The following is a 16,032-nucleotide window of genomic DNA, read 5'->3' on the forward strand; positions in this document are numbered from 1 at the left end:
ATTTCCCGCAGAGTACGTCTGCACTGGGGGCCGTGGCTTGCACGTTTGTGGTTAGACTATCGTTGTCGATTGCCGCCCGTTGTCGCAAACCGACTGCGATAAGCGGCTGGCGTCGATCCCACTTGCTGGCGAAACAATCGCGTAAAGGAACTGGCGTTCTGATAACCGACTTGATTGGCAATCTCCTCGATGCTCAGATCGCCGCTCTCGAGCAGGGTCATGGAGATCTCAATACGCAGATTTTGCAGGTAGGCGAGGGGCGTTGTCCCCAGCACGCTGTTGAAGTGGCGGATCAGCGTACGCACGCTGACTGACAGCGCAGAAGCAAGCTCAGGCAGGCTTATATCCTCGGCAAAGTGCTTGAGCAGCCAGTGCTGTGCCTTGGCGACCATGGTGTCGCTGTGCACCGTTTCCATCTGCAGGGGCAGATAAGGCAGTTGAGTGGTCTGGCTGGTGTCGATAAGCATCGTTTTGGCGGTCAGGGTCGCGGTATTCGCGCCACAGAAATGCTCAACCATCCTGACCCCTTGCAGCAGATACGATGCATTGGCGCCGGCACACCACAGGCGGTCTTCCTCAGTCACCATCGAGCGCAATTGCAGGTTCACCGTGGGGTGGCGCTCGCGAAACAGCCGCTCCAGCCACCAGGTGGTAGTGGCCTGGCGGCCCTGCAATAAGCCTGTTTCGGCAAGCAGGAAGGTACCCGTGCAATTAGCGGCCAGCACCGCGCCCTCGCGCCATTGCGCCTTGAGCCACTCTAACTGCGGAGCGGCGGATTCGAGCATCTGTTCGAAAGCGTCATGCCCGGCGTAGTACAGCCCCGGAATAAAGATCATATCGACCTTCTCTTGCGGCAGTGGGGTGGCAATGTTCAACGCCAAGCCATTGCATGCCGTGACGGGCTTACCCTTGTTCGACACGAACTGCCAGGAAAAGGGCCGGGCAATGGCATTACCGGTCTTGTGTTGCTGGCGACTGAGGTGCGCATTGGTGACATGGAACACGTCGGCGATGCCGGCGAGGCTGGAGGCATAACAGCCATCGAGGGCAAGAATGGCGACGCGTACCGGGGTGATTTTCATAATGGCAAATTACGCATAAAAATAGTCATTAATGCCAATTTAGCACCGCGATCCGCTTCCGTACAGTGAGCTCATCAGCCATTGACGGAGCTTTCATGAACGTACTGATTGTCCACGCGCACAACGAACCGCAGTCATTCAACACGGCCATGTTCAACCTCGCTGTGGAGGTGTTGAGCGGGCAGGGGCATGAGGTGGACGTGTCTGATTTATACGCGATGAACTTCAATCCTGTCGCCAGCGCCAGCGACTTTGGCCAGCGCGCCAACAGCGAGCACCTGGTCTACGCCCTGGAGCAGCGCAACGGTTACACCACTGGCACCCTCGCGCCGGACATCCTCGCTGAACTGGAGAAGATCAAGCGCGCCGACCTGATCATCTTCAACTTCCCGATCTACTGGTTCAGCATGCCGGCGATCATGAAGGGCTGGTTCGACCGCGTGTTCATTTCGGGGTACTGCTATGGCGGTGCACGCATTTATGACCGCGGAGGCTTGAAGGATAAAAAAGCCATGCTCGCGTTCTCCCTGGGCGGGCAGGACCATATGTTTGGTCCCGGCGCTGTGCACGGTGAGCTGGAAATCCTGTTGCAGCCCATCCAGCGCGGTGTGCTGGGCTATGTCGGTCTTACGGTGCTGCCGCCATTCGTGGCCTTCCATGTGCCCTATATCAGCCAGGCGGCGCGTGAGGACTACCTGGCGAAGTACCGCGAGCATCTGTTGACCCTGGATCAGCGTGCCGCGCTCGAGTTTCCGTCGCTTGACGACTACGACGAAATCCTGCGCCCAAAACCTTCGACGGCTCACGCGTGAAGGTCTGCGAGGTCGATATGACAGCTGCTTTAAACACAGATGCAGGCGTTCAAGTCGAACGCCAAGGGCTCATTGGTTTCATCACGTTGAATCGTCCTGAGACGGGCAACAGTGTGGATCTGGGCATGGGGCTGGCGTTGAGAGATGCGGTGCGCTCGTTGGTGGTGAACCCGCCAAGCGTTGTGGTGCTGCGCAGCAGTGGCGCGCACTTCATGGTGGGGGGCGATGTGCGCCGCTTCGAGGCTTTGTTGAATGTCTCCAACGCGGCGTGCGCCGATGAGTTGGAAACCCTGATCAGTGCCGTCAACGAAGCGGTAACCGGGCTGACGCAATTGCCCTGTCCGGTGCTGGCTTTGATCAACGGCGCGGCCGCTGGCTTTGGCCTGTCGCTGGCCTTGGCATGCGACATTCTGGTCGCGGCCGACGATGCAAGCTTCCTGATGGCGTACAGCGCAATTGGCGCAACGCCAGACGGCGGTGCTACCTGGCATCTGCCACGGCAGGTTGGGTTGCATCGGGCCATGGCCATCGCGTTGTTGAACCCGAAACTGAGCGCCGCGGACGCGAAGGCCGCGGGCCTGGTGACTGAAGTGGTGCCTCGCGATGAACTACACACCGCTGGCCTGGCCATCGCCCAGCGTTTGGCCGACGGCCCCGCGGCGGCGCATGCGGGGATCAAACGCTTGCTGCGTAGCGGCCTGGACGCAACCCTGGAAACGGCCTTGGCAGCCGAAAAAGCCACGTTCGTGGCGGTTTCCGCCAGCGCTGACTTTGCAGAGGGCGTCGCCGCGTTCTGCCAGCGACGCAAAACTCAATTTGGTGCTTCTCGTTAATTCACCAAGAGGTCTTTCATGAACATCGAAGGTTCGGTTTTTTTCATCACGGGTGGTGCTTCAGGGTTAGGCGCTGCCACAGCCAAATGGTTGGTCGAGGCCGGTGCCCAGGTAGTGTTGGCTGATCTCAATACAGCGGCAGGTGAAGCGCTGGCGAATGAACTCGGAACGGCCGCGTTGTTTGTGCATGCGGATACGGTCGACGAACACTCCATGCAGGTCGCTATTGATAAATCGTTGAGCCGCTTCGGTCGGGTGGATGGACTGATCTGCTGCGCCGGCGTTGCGCCTGGGCAGAAGGTGCAGAGTAAAGTGGGGCCGCATGACTTGGAGACCTTTGCACGGGCAATCACGATCAATCTGGTGGGTACGTTTAACGCCATCCGATTGACCGTCGCCGCCATGAGCAACAATGTGCCCAATGGCGATGGCGAGCGCGGGGTAATCATCACGACCGCTTCCGTGGCCGCCTTTGATGGGCAAATCGGTCAGGCGGCCTATGCGGCATCCAAGGCTGGCGTGGTTGGCATGACACTGCCGATTGCCCGCGAGCTGGCACGTGTCGGCATTCGAGTCGTGACCATCGCCCCCGGCATCTTTGAGACGCCGATGCTGCTGGGTCTACCGCCAGCAGTACAGGAGTCCCTAGGCAAAACGGTGCCGTTCCCGTCACGTCTTGGACGCGGTAGCGAGTACGCGCAACTGGTAGCGTCGATCGTGCAGAACCCCATGCTCAACGGCGAGGTGATTCGCCTCGATGGTGCACTGCGCATGGCCGCCCAATAAGGAGTAACACAAGCTCCAGCTTAATGTGAACAGGAAGTTTGAATAAGTTTGGTGACGTTGGGAGTCATTCCAGCGGCACTAAAGTGTGCGTCACAGTCGAAAATAATAAAAAACAGCAATAACAATAAAAATAGCGAAAGGTAGACTAACCATGCATTTCAACTTCGGTACAGTTATGCCCGCACTCTGCGCAGGCGCGGTCCTGGGTATTGTCGGATCGGCTCACGCAGACTTTCTGGGGGACAGTAAATCCACTTTGGAACTGCGTAACTTCTATATGAATCGCGACTTCCGACAGGGCGGCTCGGCGCAAAATAAAGCAGAGGAATGGGCGCAAGGATTTATGTTGCGCTTAGAGTCCGGCTACAGCGAGGGCCCGGTAGGTTTCGGTATTGATGCCATCGGGATGCTGGGGCTGAAACTGGACTCCAGCCCTGATCGGGTTGGCACTGGCCTGCTCAAGACCAATGCGGTCGGGCCAAAGCGTGCCAAGGATGAATATGGCGAGTCTGGCTTTACTGCCAAGGTACGTATTTCCAAGAGCACCTTGAAGCTCGGCACAGTCCAGCCGGTGTTGCCGCCTCTGATGCGCAATGACTCACGCCTTATGCCGCAGACCTTTCGCGGGGCCTGGTTGGCCAGTAACGAGATCGAGGGTTTAAACCTTGACCTGGGCCGTCTTGATCGGGTCAATCAGCGCGACTCTTCGGACAATGAAGTGATGACGGTCTTCAATGGCGGCAAGCGCAATATAGTGCTGGGAAGTGCCAAAACCAGTGATGAATTTCTGTTTGGCGGAGGTCGTTATCAATGGACCCCGACACTGTTCACTAGTTATTACTACGGTGGTCTTGATGGCATCTACAAACAACACTTGATCAATCTGGTGCACCAATTGCCGTTGGGGGGTGGGCAAAGCCTTAAGTCCGATATCCGATTTGCACACTCGGGTGCCGATGGCGGAAGTAACGTGGACAACGATGCTCTGGGCGCCTTGTTTACCTACAAAATGCTTGGCCACAGCTTCAGCGCCGGCTACCAGCACCTCAGCGGTCGCACCGGTTTCGCCTACGTCAATGGCGCGGACGATGCTTTGCTCAACCAGGTACAGATCAACGACTTTGGCAACCGCGATGAGCATTCATGGCAGGTGCGCTACGACTATGACTTCGCCGCGTTGGGCATTCCCGGGTTGACCCTGATGACCCGCTATCTCTCGGGTGACAACGTGGACCGCGGGGCGGGGCTGAGCGAAGGCAGAACCTGGGAGCGCAACACGGATCTGGGGTATGTCATTCAGAGCGGACCACTGAAAAACCTGGCGTTGAAGCTGCGTAACGCCACCACCCGCAGCAACTTCCTGAGTGATCTGGATGAGAACCGCCTGATCGTCAGCTACAGCTTGCCACTCTGGTAGGCCCGAAATAGTCGCAGCCTGGCGCACACCCGCAGGGAATTACTGGCTTGGCAAGATTGGCATAAAAAACGTCAGTTTTGCCAATGTGCCAGCGCTGTCGACTCTCGTACTGTGCATACAGGCACAGCAGTACTTCAATGTTGAGACAGACACGATGAACACAATAAAAAGAAGTTATTCGCGTGGCGCGGTTCATATTCCGTTGATAGAGAAAACCCTGGGAGATTTCTTTGACGACGTGGTCGCGCGATTTCCCGATAATGAGGCGCTTGTTTCGTGTCATCAGAATATCCGGCTTAGCTATTCTCAACTTCAAGCTGAAGTAAACCAACTGGCGAGTGCCCTGATTGCGTTGTCACTGGCGCCGGGCGATCGTGTGGCCATCTGGGCAAACAACAGCGCCGAATGGTTGATAACCCAACTGGCGACGGCCAAGGTCGGGATCATCCTGGTCAACTTCAATCCAGCCTACAAAACCATGGAACTTGAGTACGCGTTGAACAAGGCGGGCTGCAAGGCATTGATCACCCTGTCGGCATTCAAGACCACCGATTACCTGCAAGTGATCAGAACGATTGCCCCGGAAATCAACACCTGCGCGCCTGGGCAGCTCAGTGCTGCGAGGCTGCCCGCGTTGCATACGGTGATCCACCTGGGCGAGGAGCAAGTGCCCGGTTTTATGCGCTTTCGCGATCTGATGAGCCTGGGGGATGCCTTGGACGAGCGCGTCCCGCGTGTCGCGGCGACGCTGAAGAACACTGATGCGATCAACATCCAGTTCACCAGCGGCACCACGGGCTCGCCTAAGGGCGCAGCGCTGACCCATCGCGGCATTCTCAATAATGGATTTTTCCTCGGCGAGGGCATGAGCCTCACGGCCACTGACCGTCTGTGCATTCCCGTGCCGTTGTTTCACTGCTTTGGGATGGTGGTTGGCAACCTGGCGGCATTGAGCCATGCCAGCACCATTGTCTACCCAAACGATACGTTTGACCCGGTGCGCACCCTTGAGGCAGTACAGAATGAGCGCTGCACCGCCCTGCATGGGGTGCCGACGATGTTCATCACCGAGCTGGACCACCCACGGTTTCACGAATTCGACCTGTCCACCTTGCGCACCGGCATCATGGCCGGCACGGCGTGCCCGATTGAGGTAATGCGCCGGGTTCAGCGCGACATGCATATGCGCGATGTCACTATTGCCTACGGCATGACCGAGACCAGCCCCGCCAGCTATCAAAGCACGTGTGAGACACCGCTGGAAAAACGTGTGTCGACCATCGGCAAAGTGCATCCCCATCTGGAAGCCAAGGTGGTCCACCCTGAGTCAGGAGATACTGTGCCGACCGGTGTAGTGGGGGAGTTGTGTATTCGCGGTTATTCGCTGATGCAAGGCTACTGGAATGACCCGGAAAAGACCGTTCAAACCATCGACAGCGACGGCTGGATCCACAGCGGCGACCTGGCCACGATGGATGCCGAGGGCTACGTCAGCATCACCGGGCGTATCAAGGATATGGTGATACGCGGCGGCGAAAATATTTCCCCGCGCGAAATCGAGGAGTTCCTGTATCAACACCCGGCCATTCAGGATGCGCAGGTGATCGGTGTGCCGGATGAGAAGTACGGCGAGGAGCTGTGTGTCTGGGTCATCGTGCGCCCAGGCCAGGTGATCAACGAAGACGAAATACGCGAGTTCTGCAGCAGCCAGATCGCTCGTTACAAAATCCCACGCTACATACGCTTCGTAGACGGCTTTCCGATGACGCTCTCCGGCAAGGTACAGAAGTTCAGGATGCGCGAAATCATGGAAGAAGAGCTTGCGTTGGCTGTGTGCTAGAGCGTTGCTGACATTCAATGATGCGCCAATTCAGAGGCGCCACCGATAAGGAGTGAAACATGGCATGGCAGATTGAAGTGATGGAGGGGTGTGCGGTTGTGCGCATGAATACTAACAAGGTCAATGTGCAGAACGACACCTTCTTCAAGGACCTGCATGATGCCTTCGATCGGCTCGAAACCGAGTTCAGCGAGTTGCCGGTGATTCTAACCGGGCAGGGCAATGCCTTTTCAGCCGGTATCGACTTCAAGTACAGCTTTGATGTATTTGGCAGCCAGAACAAAGAGCGAATCCGCCAGTGGTACGCCGAATACCGCGCGACCAACCTGCGTATTTTCCAGTACCCGCGCCCCACGGTGGCAGCGATCAACGGGCATGCCATTGCCGGCGGTCTGATCACGGCTCTGGATTGCGACTTCCGTATCGCTGCGCGCAAAGAGGCCAAGTTCGGCCTCAACGAAGTGCCTATCGGTATTCCGATGCCCGCCGCGTATGTGGAAATCATCAAGTACGCGTTGGGTGATCAGGTCGGCGCGCTGACCACCCTCAAGGGTGAGCTCTATTCTCTGGAGCAGGCCGAGAAGCTCGGGTTCTTCCATGAGGTGGTGGAGGAATCGCAACTGCTGGCCACCGCGCTTGCCTATGCGCGCTGCATTACCCCCGATTGCAACGTGGCGTATGCCATGTCCAAGAAGGCCTTGCAGGATTCAGTCATGCAGCAGATTGACCTGCGTACCACGCTGCTCGACCAGGAACTGCCCACCGGCATGAGTGATGAGGGTAATCGCCGGGCCCAGGATAAGCGTCGCCGGGAAATCATGGGTGAATAGGAGTTAAAACGCCGTGGAAATAATCGACGCCTGGATGCAGTTTCCCAACAAGCGTTTTTTGCAGGACTCGATGTTTGAGTCATTGCGGCGCTGGCCAACAGCATGGAAGGCTTTAGCCGAAAATACCCCTGACATCACCTCGGCCGAGGCGCTTGAGACCTTCCGAAAGGACGGAGTATCGAAGGTCTTCGCCAGTGCCTGGTGGGGACCTGCTGGCCCGATGATCACTAACGAAGAAGTGGCGGCGGCCGTCATGGCGCAGCCTGAGCGAGTCATTGGCGTGGCGTCGGTGGACCTGAGCCGGCCGATGGAGGCGGTCAGGGAACTGCGCCGTTGCGTCAGGCAATATGGCTTCAAGGCCTTGCGCGTGTTGCCCTGGCTATGGGGCCTGCCGCCTGATGACCGCCGATACTACCCGCTATACGCTGAGTGCATCGAGCTGGATATCACCTTCTGTTTGCAAGTGGGCCATGCAGGCCCGATGCGCCCGTCTGAGCCCGGGCGCCCGATGCCTTATCTGGATAACGTAGCACACGAGTTTCCTGAGCTACGCATCGTCGGTGGACATATCGGCTTTCCGTGGGTGGCCGAAATGATTTCCCTGATGATGAAGCACCCGAATGTCTACGTGGATACATCGGCCTACAAGGCGTCGCGGTTTCCTGACGAGCTGGTGGCGTATATGCGTGGGGCGGGAAAGGGGAAGGTATTGTTTGGCACAAACTACCCGATGCTGACGCCGGCGGATTGTCTGGATGGACTCGCAGCCTTGGGTCTGGACGATAATGTCCGGCGTCTGTTCCTGGCGGAGAATGCGCGCCAGGCGTTCAAACTGAGTCGTTGAAACGCCTGGGTTCCGAGGGTCAGAACGTATGTTCAGGCCCCGGAAACTCGCCGGCCTGCACCTCTCGCGCAAAATCACTGGCGGCGGTATGGAGCACAGACCTGAGGTCCGCATATTGTTTGACGAAGCGCGGCAGCCGGCCATTGCGCAGCCCCGTCATGTCCTGCCAGACCAGCACCTGTGCATCGCACTGGTTACCTGCGCCAATGCCAACGGTCGGAATCGATACCGCTTCAGTGATCTCACGGCCTACCTCGCCCGGCACCATCTCGACCAATAACGCAAAGGCGCCGGCTGCCTCGAAGGCCTTTGCACTATGGATCAGACGTTGTGCGTCTTCACCGCGCCCCTGCACCCGGTAACCACCCAGCTGATGCTCCATCTGAGGCGTGAAACCAATGTGCGCCATGACCGGAATACCGCAGGTCGTCAGCTTCTCGACCTGAGGCAGCATTTCAATGCCGCCCTCCAGTTTGACCGCATGGGCGCCGGCCTCTTTCATAAAGCGCACGGCAGTGTGAAAGCATTGTTCCGCCGAGGCCTGGTAGGAGCCGAAAGGCAGGTCGGCAATTACCAGCGCTCGTTTCGTTGAACGACTGACTGCGCGCACCAGCGGGATCAGTTCGTCCACAGTGACCGAGAGCGTAGATTCGTTGCCATAGACATTGTTGGAGGCCGAATCACCTACCAATAGTACCGGGATGCCGGCCTCCTCGAAGATGGCTGCGCTGTACATGTCGTAGGCGGTGAGCATCGCCCACTTCCGGCCTTCCATCTTCATCTGCTTCAAGTGCGGAATACGGATACGAGAAGCCGGTTGGGCATTGCCATAGGGTGCAGGCTGATCAGTCATTCTTGTCGCCTCACTGAAATAGGGGTTAACCCAGTAATTGCTCGATGAACAATACGATCGCGATAAGGATCATGGCTGCACCGGAAAAGCGACTGACACGCCGTGCCGCAGCAGGCCGTGCCCGCAGCACTGTCTGGGATCCATAGCCGACCAACAGATAAACCACTGCGCAGCTCAGCGTATGAACGAGCCCCAGCGCAATCATCTGCATAGGTACCGGCCAGGTCGCCGTGCTATCGGTGAATTGCGGCAGCAGGGCCAGGAACAGCAGGAATACCTTGGGGTTCAAACCACTCACACACAGCCCCTTGATCGCCCAGCGTTGCCACGAATCGGACACCTGAACCTGATCAGCGTGGGGCGTGGAAGGGTGAGCAATCATATTCACGCCCAGCCACAGCAGGTAGCCCGCGCCGGCGACAGTCAGCACTGACAAGGCCAGTGGATGCCTGGCAACCAGTGTGCCGACACCGCCAGCAACGATTAGGGTGGCGATGATATGCCCGGACAGCAACCCACCGATGGCAGGCAGGACCACGCGGCCTTTCAGCCCTGCCGAAATCGCATAAGCCCAGTCCGCACCAGGTGTGATCACGAACAGAATAGATACGGCCCAGAAGGCAACGAAGATACTCAAGGTCATGCCGCTGCCCCCCTTCGTTGGTGACTCATACATCTTTGCATCGTGGCGCCTCGCGCAATAATGAACGCGAGGAAGAATAATGAAATATTGTTAGAATGTGCTTTCAAATACAGTCATCGAAGCGCTTTGAATTGGGAGAATCTTCCGGATGGATGAGATTGATCGCAAGATTATTTCAGAGCTGCAAAAAAATGGTCGCCTATCGGTAACGGAATTGGCTGAGCGCGTGGGCCTCAGCCTTTCACCGTGCCATCGTCGCGTGCGGGCGCTGGAAGAGTCCGGGGTATTAATGGGCTATCGTGCGCAACTGGACCCCGGCGCCCTTGGCCTCAACTTTTCTGCCATGGTGTTTGCGACCCTGCGTGAGGGTGACAAGGCCGCCGTTCATGCGTTCGAGGCTGCGCTGATGCAGATTCCTCAGGTCATCGATGCCCAACGATTGTTCGGCGAGCCGGATTACCTGCTTCACGTCATTACCCAGGACCTGCCGGCCTTTCAGCGGCTCTACGATGAGAGTCTGTCAGCCTTGCCCAATGTGCAACGGTTGACCTCGACGCTCGTCATGAAGCGAGTTATCCAGGATCGGCCGCTGCCCGTGTGACGGTTGCGTCGACGCTGTAACTGCCTCGCCGGCCAACTCATCGGCGTCTGCCTGTTCCGCGCAGGACAGCTCGGAGGCGTTATGCCCGATACGTTTGAGCAGCAGCAGCATGCACGCCAGCGACACCAGGGCATAGGAAGCCGAAGCGATGGCCACCCCAATGATGCTGCCGGTGGAGTTGAGCAGCCCCTGGGCAAGGACGGGGGTGGCACCGCCTACCAACAATGAACAGAGCTGGTAGGCGATCGACAAACCGCTGTAGCGCACTTTTGTGGGAAAGGCTCGCGCGAGAATGCCACCGACGGCGCCGTAGAACATCGAGTGCGGAATGGTCGCCAGGCACATGCCCACTACCGCAATCCAATAGATCTTTGTTTCGACGGCAAAGAACATCGCCGGCATCAGAATCAGTTCGGGAATCACCATAAAGGCGACGGCTTTGCGCATATCTATCTTCGACACCAGGATGGCGCCAAAGGGTTGGGCGATGAACTGGACGATCAGGGAAATAATGATGACGCTCAGAAAGGTGCTTTGTGCATAGCCCAGTTCCTTGGTGGCCCAGGACAGCGCAAAGGTGCTCTTAAAGTAAGTCACATGGATGATCGGCAGCACGCCGGCGCCCAGCAGCACGATCTGCCAGTGATTGCGCAGCACCTCCAGGATTGGCAGTTTGACCGTCTTCTTTTGCGCCATAAGACGCTTCATGTCGTCGGACTCTTCGAGCTTGAGACGGATGACCATGCCTACGATGACCAGCGCCGCTGATAGCAGGAATGGGATCCGCCAGCCCCACAGCATGAAGTCTGTCACCGGCAGGGCGCTCAAACCGAAAAACACCAGCGTCGCCAGCAGGTTGCCGGCGGGCGAACCTTGCTGGGCGAAGGCGGCGTACAGGATGCCTTTACCTTTGGGCGCGTTTTCACTGGCGATGAGGATGGCGCCACCCCATTCGCCGCCGACGGCGACCCCCTGAATTACCCGCAGTACCACCAGCGCGATCGGCGCCCAGATGCCGATTTGCAGGTAGGTCGGAAGTAAACCGATGCAGGTGGTAGCTATGCCCATCATCACCAGGGTGATCACCAGTGTGGTTTTGCGGCCAATCTTGTCACCCAGATGACCGAAGATAATGCCGCCTACCGGGCGAGCGATAAATCCGGCCCAGAGCGTCAGGAATGAGAGGAGGGTGGCAGTGCCAGGGTTGAGGTCTGAGGGAAAGAACACTTTGCCGAAGACCAGTGCAGCCGCGATGCCGTACGCGTAGAAGTCATACCACTCGATTGTCGTGCCGATAAACGAGGCAACACCTGCCTTGCGAGCTCTTTTGTGAGCGGCAATATCCTGGGCGGTATTCATAGTGAGATCCTGTTGTTTTTATTGGAAACAACCCTTCTTCACTGCGCGAAGGGTTATGAGCGGATCGGCCCGCCAAGGCACACGCAAGGCCGATAGCTCAGAGCCTATACAGCCAACAGTGATAAAAATAATGATTAAAAATTATTGCGTGATACGGGATTTCGTATCGTTGAGGTCATTGGTAGAGGGGAGCGTAGGCTGCAACGTTTTGAACCGTTCCAGAAAACTTTGCGCGGCGGCGGACGGCGTTGCGGCCAAGCGGATGGCGTGAATTTCGGAAAGTGCGCCGTCCCCATTGATCGCGCAATAGCGCACGCCTTCGCGCAGGGTCTTGGCCAGGGTTTGTGGTACAAGCGCCACGCCCATTCCGTAAGCCACCATGGTTACCACCGTCTGCCAGAGGCGTGTTTCGTGGCGGATGCGCGGGCTGAAACCTGCGTCGACACAGCGTGCGATGATCAGGTCGTGGTAGTGCGGCGACACCGTGCGCGGGAACAGAATGAAATCTTCATCTGCCAGCGCCTGCAAGTCGATACTGTCGCGGTCAGAGAGCCGATGTGACGTTGGCAGGCAGCAGACAAAGGGTTCGCGCAACAGCCGTTCGCACTCGATGCTGTCGGGGAATTTGCTCCAGTGCACAAACCCAATATCGATTTGCCCGCGTTGCAACGCCTGGGCCTGTTCCGCGCTGTTCATCTCCATCAGCACGATCTCCGTATCGGGGTGGTCCTGTTCGAAGGTTTTTACCGCCTCGGGCAAACCGCGGTACAACACAGAATTGACGAACCCCACACTCAAGCGACCGGCAAACCCTTGGGCGGAGCGCAGGGTCAGGCGCTTGGCCTGCTCGGCACGCAATAACAGGTAGCGCGCTTCATTGAGCAGGACCTGGCCCGCATTGGTCAGGCTCACCGACTTGTTATTGCGGTTCAGCAACTGGATATCCAACTGACCTTCGAGCTTCTTGATGTCAAAACTCAGGGCCGGTTGGGAGATGAACAGCCGTGTGGCAGCGCGTCCAAAGTGAAGCTCTTCGGCCACCGCAACAAAATAACGCAGCTGTTTGAGATCCATGGCACGCCCTCGGCTTATGATAATTTTTTATTATCGTAGTTGATTTATTTTGTATTAGATACTTATCGATGCTGACCCTACTCTGATTCCACAAGAACCAGGAGAGTCACCATGAATGCCGTGTCCAAAGCGCTCCACGACCCCTTGAATATTCCTGATAGTCGTGGCCTCAATCTGTTCGAATGTGACGCCGGCCTTGCCGCGCTGCTAAAGGTTTACCTGCCCTCCGATCTCTATCAACACTGGTTGCCGACCTGGCAACAGCTGGGGGCTCGGGCCGGTAACGAACTGGATGTACTGGCTCTGTCGGCCGACAAGAATCCGCCCAAGTTGTTGCCGCGCACCCGCCGTGGTGAAGACATCCAGAGCATCCAGAAGCACCCGGATTTTGTCGAACTGGAGCGCGTAGCGTATGCCGAGCTGGGCCTGGCAGCCATGAGTCACCGCGATGACGGGACGCTGCCACTGGTCAAATATGCCCTCACGTTTCTGTTTGTGCAGGCCGAGTTCGGCCTGTGCTGCCCCGTGAGCATGACCGACTCCCTGACGCGTACCTTGCGAAAATTCGGCGCGCCGGAACTGGTGGCGCGCTACCTGCCGTCCCTGGTCTCTCAGGACTTTGACACGCTGTTCCAGGGTGCCATGTTCATGACCGAGCAGGCTGCCGGTTCGGATGTGTCGCGCACTCAAACCCGCGCCACGCTTAAGGACGGCGAATGGCTGTTGAGCGGCGAAAAGTGGTTTTGCTCCAACCCGGATGCCGACCTGGCAATGGTCCTGGCGCGCCCGGATGACGCCCCGGACGGGATGTCCGGTGTGAGCCTGTTTTTATTGCCAAAGCTGCGTCCGGACGGTTCGCGCAACGCCTACCGGATTCAGCGTCTGAAAGACAAACTCGGCACACGCTCGATGGCCAGCGGTGAAATCACCCTGGAAGGCGCCACGGCCTACCTGATCGGTGAAGTGGGGCGCGGTTTTCAGCAGATGGCCGACATGGTCAATATGTCACGTCTGTCCAATGGCGTGCGCGCCGCCGGCCTGATGCGGCGGGGCGTGAACGAGGCCTTGTATATTGCTCGGCACCGTCGCGCGTTTGGCAAGCATTTGATCGAGATGCCATTGATGCAACGGCAATTGCTGAAAATGATGCTGCCTACCGAGCAGGCGCGCTCGATGTTTATGCAGATTGCCACGTTGCTGCCCAAGGCGGATGCGGGCGATGAAGCGGCGCGCAAGTGTGTACGTATCCTCACGCCACTGATCAAATTCCGCGCCTGCCGCGATGCCCGCCGTGTGACGGGTGACGCCATGGAAGTACGTGGCGGGATTGGCTATATCGAAGAGTGGAGTGATGCGCGGCTGGTGCGTGATGCTCACCTGGGCTCCATCTGGGAAGGCACCAGCAATATCGTGGCCCTGGATATCGGCCGTGCCGTCGTCCGTGAACAAGCGCTTGAACCGCTGCAGCAGCACCTGTCGACACTGCTGGCCGATGCTGGCTTGCCCGCGCAGAGCCATTGTCTGTTTGCAAGCCTGTTGGATCGCACGGTGGCGCGTATGTCGACCGTCGCCGGCGAGCGACGTGACGACGAAGTGCGCCAGGCCGGTAGTGCCCTGTATCACATCGCCACGGCGATTTTCATGGCGTGGGAAGCCAGCCAACAATCGGATAACAGTCGCCGTTTGGCCCTGGCCCATTTGTTGTTGCAACACAAGCTGCTGCCCCGCGACCCGCTCAACCCTGAACCCTCGATCGACGCGCAATTGCTGTCACGCCTGGCCGACGAGAGTCCGCTTTCTCACGCCGAGGCCATGCAGCTGCTGCCGGTTTGAATCCTTTTTCCATTGATCGCAGGTGCACTGATGAACCATTCCAAAGGGGCCCTCGACGGCCTGAAAGTGATCGACCTCAGCCGTGTGCTGGGCGGCCCTTACTGCTCTCAGGCGCTCGCCGACCATGGCGCCGAGGTCATCAAGCTGGAACCGTTGAGCGGCGACGAAACGCGCGGGTGGGGGCCACCCTTTGAAGGTGCCGACGCCTCGTACTACCGTGGCGTCAACCGTAACAAGCAGGGGATCGCCGTGGACCTTTCCCGGCCCGAAGGGATTGAATTGCTGATGGGCCTGCTTGAAGGCGCCGATGTGCTGATCGAAAACTTCAAACCTGGCACCCTGAAACGCTGGGGTATCGATTACAGCGAAGTGTTGAGCCAGCGTTTCCCCAGCTTGATCCACTGTGCCATCTCCGGATTTGGCGGCGATGGCCCGCTCGGCGGCCTCCCAGGCTACGACGCCGTGATCCAGGCCATGGCCGGCCTTATGAGCGTCAATGGCGAAGCCGACAGCGGCGCGTTGCGCATCGGCCTTCCGATTGTCGACATGGTGACGGGGCTCAATGCACTGGCTGGCGTACTGTTGGCACTTAATGAGCGTCATTGCAGCGGCCTCGGGCAATCCCTCGACATCACCCTGTACGACTGCGGTGTGTCGCTGTTGCACCCCCATGTGCCCAACTACCTTGCCGCCGGTAAAACGCCGCGCCGCACCGGCAATGCCCACCCCAACATTGCGCCCTATGACAGCTATGCCACGGGTACCGAGCCGATTTTCCTGGCGGTGGGCAATGATCGCCAGTTTGCCAAGTTATGTGAGCAGTTGGGCGCGGGCGAAATGTTTGAAGACCCTCGATTCGTCAATAACGGCGCTCGCTCGGTCAATCGCGAGGCGCTCAAGCTTGCACTGGAACAGCATATGGCTCGCCATGATGGTCCGGCGCTGGCTCAGCAGTTGATCAGCGTGGGCGTGCCGTGCGGGGCCATTGCAACCATCGATACCGTGGTGGCCCACCCACACACGCAGCATCGCGGCCTACTGGTGGACATCGGCGACTACCGTGGCATCGGCTCGCCGGTGAAGCTCTCGCGTACCCCGGCGACCTATCGCAGCCCGCCACCGACCTTGGGGCAAGACACACGCAAAGTGCTTGAGAACCTCGGGTTGGACGCTCAGCAGATTGAGCGCCTCTATGCCACCGGCATCGTTCGTGGTTAACGCCTGC

Annotated in this window: 15 protein-coding genes; 10 read left to right on the forward strand and 5 right to left on the reverse strand. The window is 58.2% G+C overall.

The window, feature by feature from the left end:
• Positions 1-56: 56 nt before the first annotated feature.
• Positions 57-1,082, reverse strand: coding sequence for a GlxA family transcriptional regulator (locus tag AC07OJ_RS02640; RefSeq protein WP_106803945.1), 1,026 nt, complete (start codon positions 1,080-1,082; stop codon positions 57-59).
• A 95-nt stretch (positions 1,083-1,177) separates the two neighbouring features.
• On the opposite strand from AC07OJ_RS02640, the gene AC07OJ_RS02645 reads away from it, so the two are divergent.
• From AC07OJ_RS02645 to AC07OJ_RS02675, 7 genes are all read left to right on the forward strand, one after another.
• Positions 1,178-1,894 (forward strand): NAD(P)H-dependent oxidoreductase, encoded by a 717-nt coding sequence (locus tag AC07OJ_RS02645; RefSeq protein ID WP_106803944.1) that lies wholly within the window; start codon positions 1,178-1,180, stop codon positions 1,892-1,894.
• Positions 1,891-2,727: an enoyl-CoA hydratase/isomerase family protein gene (locus AC07OJ_RS02650; RefSeq protein ID WP_495093859.1), complete on the forward strand. Its 837-nt coding sequence runs from the start codon at positions 1,891-1,893 to the stop codon at positions 2,725-2,727. Before AC07OJ_RS02645 ends, AC07OJ_RS02650 begins: the two co-directional genes overlap by 4 nt.
• An 18-nt stretch (positions 2,728-2,745) precedes the next feature.
• Positions 2,746-3,513 carry an SDR family NAD(P)-dependent oxidoreductase gene (locus AC07OJ_RS02655; RefSeq protein WP_106803943.1) on the forward strand — a complete coding sequence of 256 codons (768 nt, stop codon included), beginning with the start codon at positions 2,746-2,748 and terminating at the stop codon, positions 3,511-3,513.
• Positions 3,514-3,688: 175 nt separating this feature from the next.
• Complete coding sequence (locus tag AC07OJ_RS02660) at positions 3,689-4,930, forward strand: OprD family porin (protein WP_495094261.1); 1,242 nt, start codon at positions 3,689-3,691, stop codon at positions 4,928-4,930.
• 154 nt (positions 4,931-5,084) lie between these two features.
• On the forward strand, positions 5,085-6,770 hold the full coding sequence (locus tag AC07OJ_RS02665) for an AMP-binding protein (RefSeq protein ID WP_495093860.1): 1,686 nt from the start codon (positions 5,085-5,087) through the stop codon (positions 6,768-6,770).
• A gap of 59 nt (positions 6,771-6,829) precedes the next feature.
• The gene (locus tag AC07OJ_RS02670) at positions 6,830-7,600 is read left to right on the forward strand and encodes an enoyl-CoA hydratase/isomerase family protein (protein WP_495093861.1); all 771 of its coding nucleotides are present in this window, start codon (positions 6,830-6,832) and stop codon (positions 7,598-7,600) included.
• A 13-nt stretch (positions 7,601-7,613) separates the two neighbouring features.
• On the forward strand, positions 7,614-8,444 hold the full coding sequence (locus AC07OJ_RS02675) for an amidohydrolase family protein (protein WP_495093862.1): 831 nt from the start codon (positions 7,614-7,616) through the stop codon (positions 8,442-8,444).
• A gap of 19 nt (positions 8,445-8,463) precedes the next feature.
• Here the strand turns inward: AC07OJ_RS02675 and panB are convergent, their stop codons facing one another.
• Both panB and AC07OJ_RS02685 read right to left on the reverse strand, forming a co-directional pair.
• Positions 8,464-9,297: a 3-methyl-2-oxobutanoate hydroxymethyltransferase gene (panB, locus tag AC07OJ_RS02680; protein WP_177009978.1), complete on the reverse strand. Its 834-nt coding sequence runs from the start codon at positions 9,295-9,297 to the stop codon at positions 8,464-8,466.
• A gap of 25 nt (positions 9,298-9,322) precedes the next feature.
• Entirely contained in the window at positions 9,323-9,940 is a 618-nt protein-coding gene (locus AC07OJ_RS02685) for a LysE family translocator (RefSeq protein ID WP_177009979.1), read from the reverse strand.
• Positions 9,941-10,088: 148 nt separating this feature from the next.
• Between AC07OJ_RS02685 and AC07OJ_RS02690 the strand changes: the two genes are divergently transcribed.
• Positions 10,089-10,541, forward strand: a complete 453-nt coding sequence (locus AC07OJ_RS02690; protein ID WP_177009980.1) for an Lrp/AsnC family transcriptional regulator — start codon at positions 10,089-10,091, stop codon at positions 10,539-10,541.
• Here AC07OJ_RS02690 and AC07OJ_RS02695 read toward each other — a convergent pair.
• Entirely contained in the window at positions 10,461-11,900 is a 1,440-nt protein-coding gene (locus AC07OJ_RS02695; RefSeq protein ID WP_495093863.1) for an MFS transporter, read from the reverse strand. The two genes, AC07OJ_RS02690 and AC07OJ_RS02695, sit on opposite strands and share 81 nt — an antisense overlap.
• 141 nt (positions 11,901-12,041) lie before the next feature.
• A complete protein-coding gene (locus tag AC07OJ_RS02700; protein ID WP_177009982.1) occupies positions 12,042-12,974 on the reverse strand; it encodes a LysR family transcriptional regulator in 933 nt (310 codons plus the stop codon).
• Positions 12,975-13,085: 111 nt separating this feature from the next.
• Between AC07OJ_RS02700 and AC07OJ_RS02705 the strand changes: the two genes are divergently transcribed.
• Positions 13,086-14,807 carry an acyl-CoA dehydrogenase family protein gene (locus tag AC07OJ_RS02705; protein ID WP_495093864.1) on the forward strand — a complete coding sequence of 574 codons (1,722 nt, stop codon included), beginning with the start codon at positions 13,086-13,088 and terminating at the stop codon, positions 14,805-14,807.
• A 30-nt stretch (positions 14,808-14,837) separates the two neighbouring features.
• On the forward strand, positions 14,838-16,025 hold the full coding sequence (locus AC07OJ_RS02710) for a CaiB/BaiF CoA transferase family protein (RefSeq protein WP_495093865.1): 1,188 nt from the start codon (positions 14,838-14,840) through the stop codon (positions 16,023-16,025).
• Positions 16,026-16,032 lie beyond the last annotated feature (7 nt).

It is taken from the genome of Pseudomonas sp. GW821-FHT09C08 (genome assembly GCF_059418125.1).

Excerpts from the sequence above, each read along its gene's own strand:
- AC07OJ_RS02640 (WP_106803945.1), bottom strand. The coding sequence starts at position 1,082 with ATGAAAATCACCCCGGTACGCGTCGCCATTCTTGCCCTCGATGGCTGT.
- AC07OJ_RS02645 (WP_106803944.1), top strand. The coding sequence starts at position 1,178 with ATGAACGTACTGATTGTCCACGCGCACAACGAACCGCAGTCATTCAAC.
- AC07OJ_RS02655 (WP_106803943.1), top strand. The coding sequence starts at position 2,746 with ATGAACATCGAAGGTTCGGTTTTTTTCATCACGGGTGGTGCTTCAGGG.
- AC07OJ_RS02660 (WP_495094261.1), top strand. The coding sequence starts at position 3,689 with ATGCCCGCACTCTGCGCAGGCGCGGTCCTGGGTATTGTCGGATCGGCT.
- AC07OJ_RS02665 (WP_495093860.1), top strand. The coding sequence starts at position 5,085 with ATGAACACAATAAAAAGAAGTTATTCGCGTGGCGCGGTTCATATTCCG.
- AC07OJ_RS02670 (WP_495093861.1), top strand. The coding sequence starts at position 6,830 with ATGGCATGGCAGATTGAAGTGATGGAGGGGTGTGCGGTTGTGCGCATG.
- panB (WP_177009978.1), bottom strand. The coding sequence starts at position 9,297 with ATGACTGATCAGCCTGCACCCTATGGCAATGCCCAACCGGCTTCTCGT.
- AC07OJ_RS02685 (WP_177009979.1), bottom strand. The coding sequence starts at position 9,940 with ATGACCTTGAGTATCTTCGTTGCCTTCTGGGCCGTATCTATTCTGTTC.
- AC07OJ_RS02690 (WP_177009980.1), top strand. The coding sequence starts at position 10,089 with ATGGATGAGATTGATCGCAAGATTATTTCAGAGCTGCAAAAAAATGGT.
- AC07OJ_RS02695 (WP_495093863.1), bottom strand. The coding sequence starts at position 11,900 with ATGAATACCGCCCAGGATATTGCCGCTCACAAAAGAGCTCGCAAGGCA.
- AC07OJ_RS02700 (WP_177009982.1), bottom strand. The coding sequence starts at position 12,974 with ATGGATCTCAAACAGCTGCGTTATTTTGTTGCGGTGGCCGAAGAGCTT.
- AC07OJ_RS02705 (WP_495093864.1), top strand. The coding sequence starts at position 13,086 with ATGAATGCCGTGTCCAAAGCGCTCCACGACCCCTTGAATATTCCTGAT.
- AC07OJ_RS02710 (WP_495093865.1), top strand. The coding sequence starts at position 14,838 with ATGAACCATTCCAAAGGGGCCCTCGACGGCCTGAAAGTGATCGACCTC.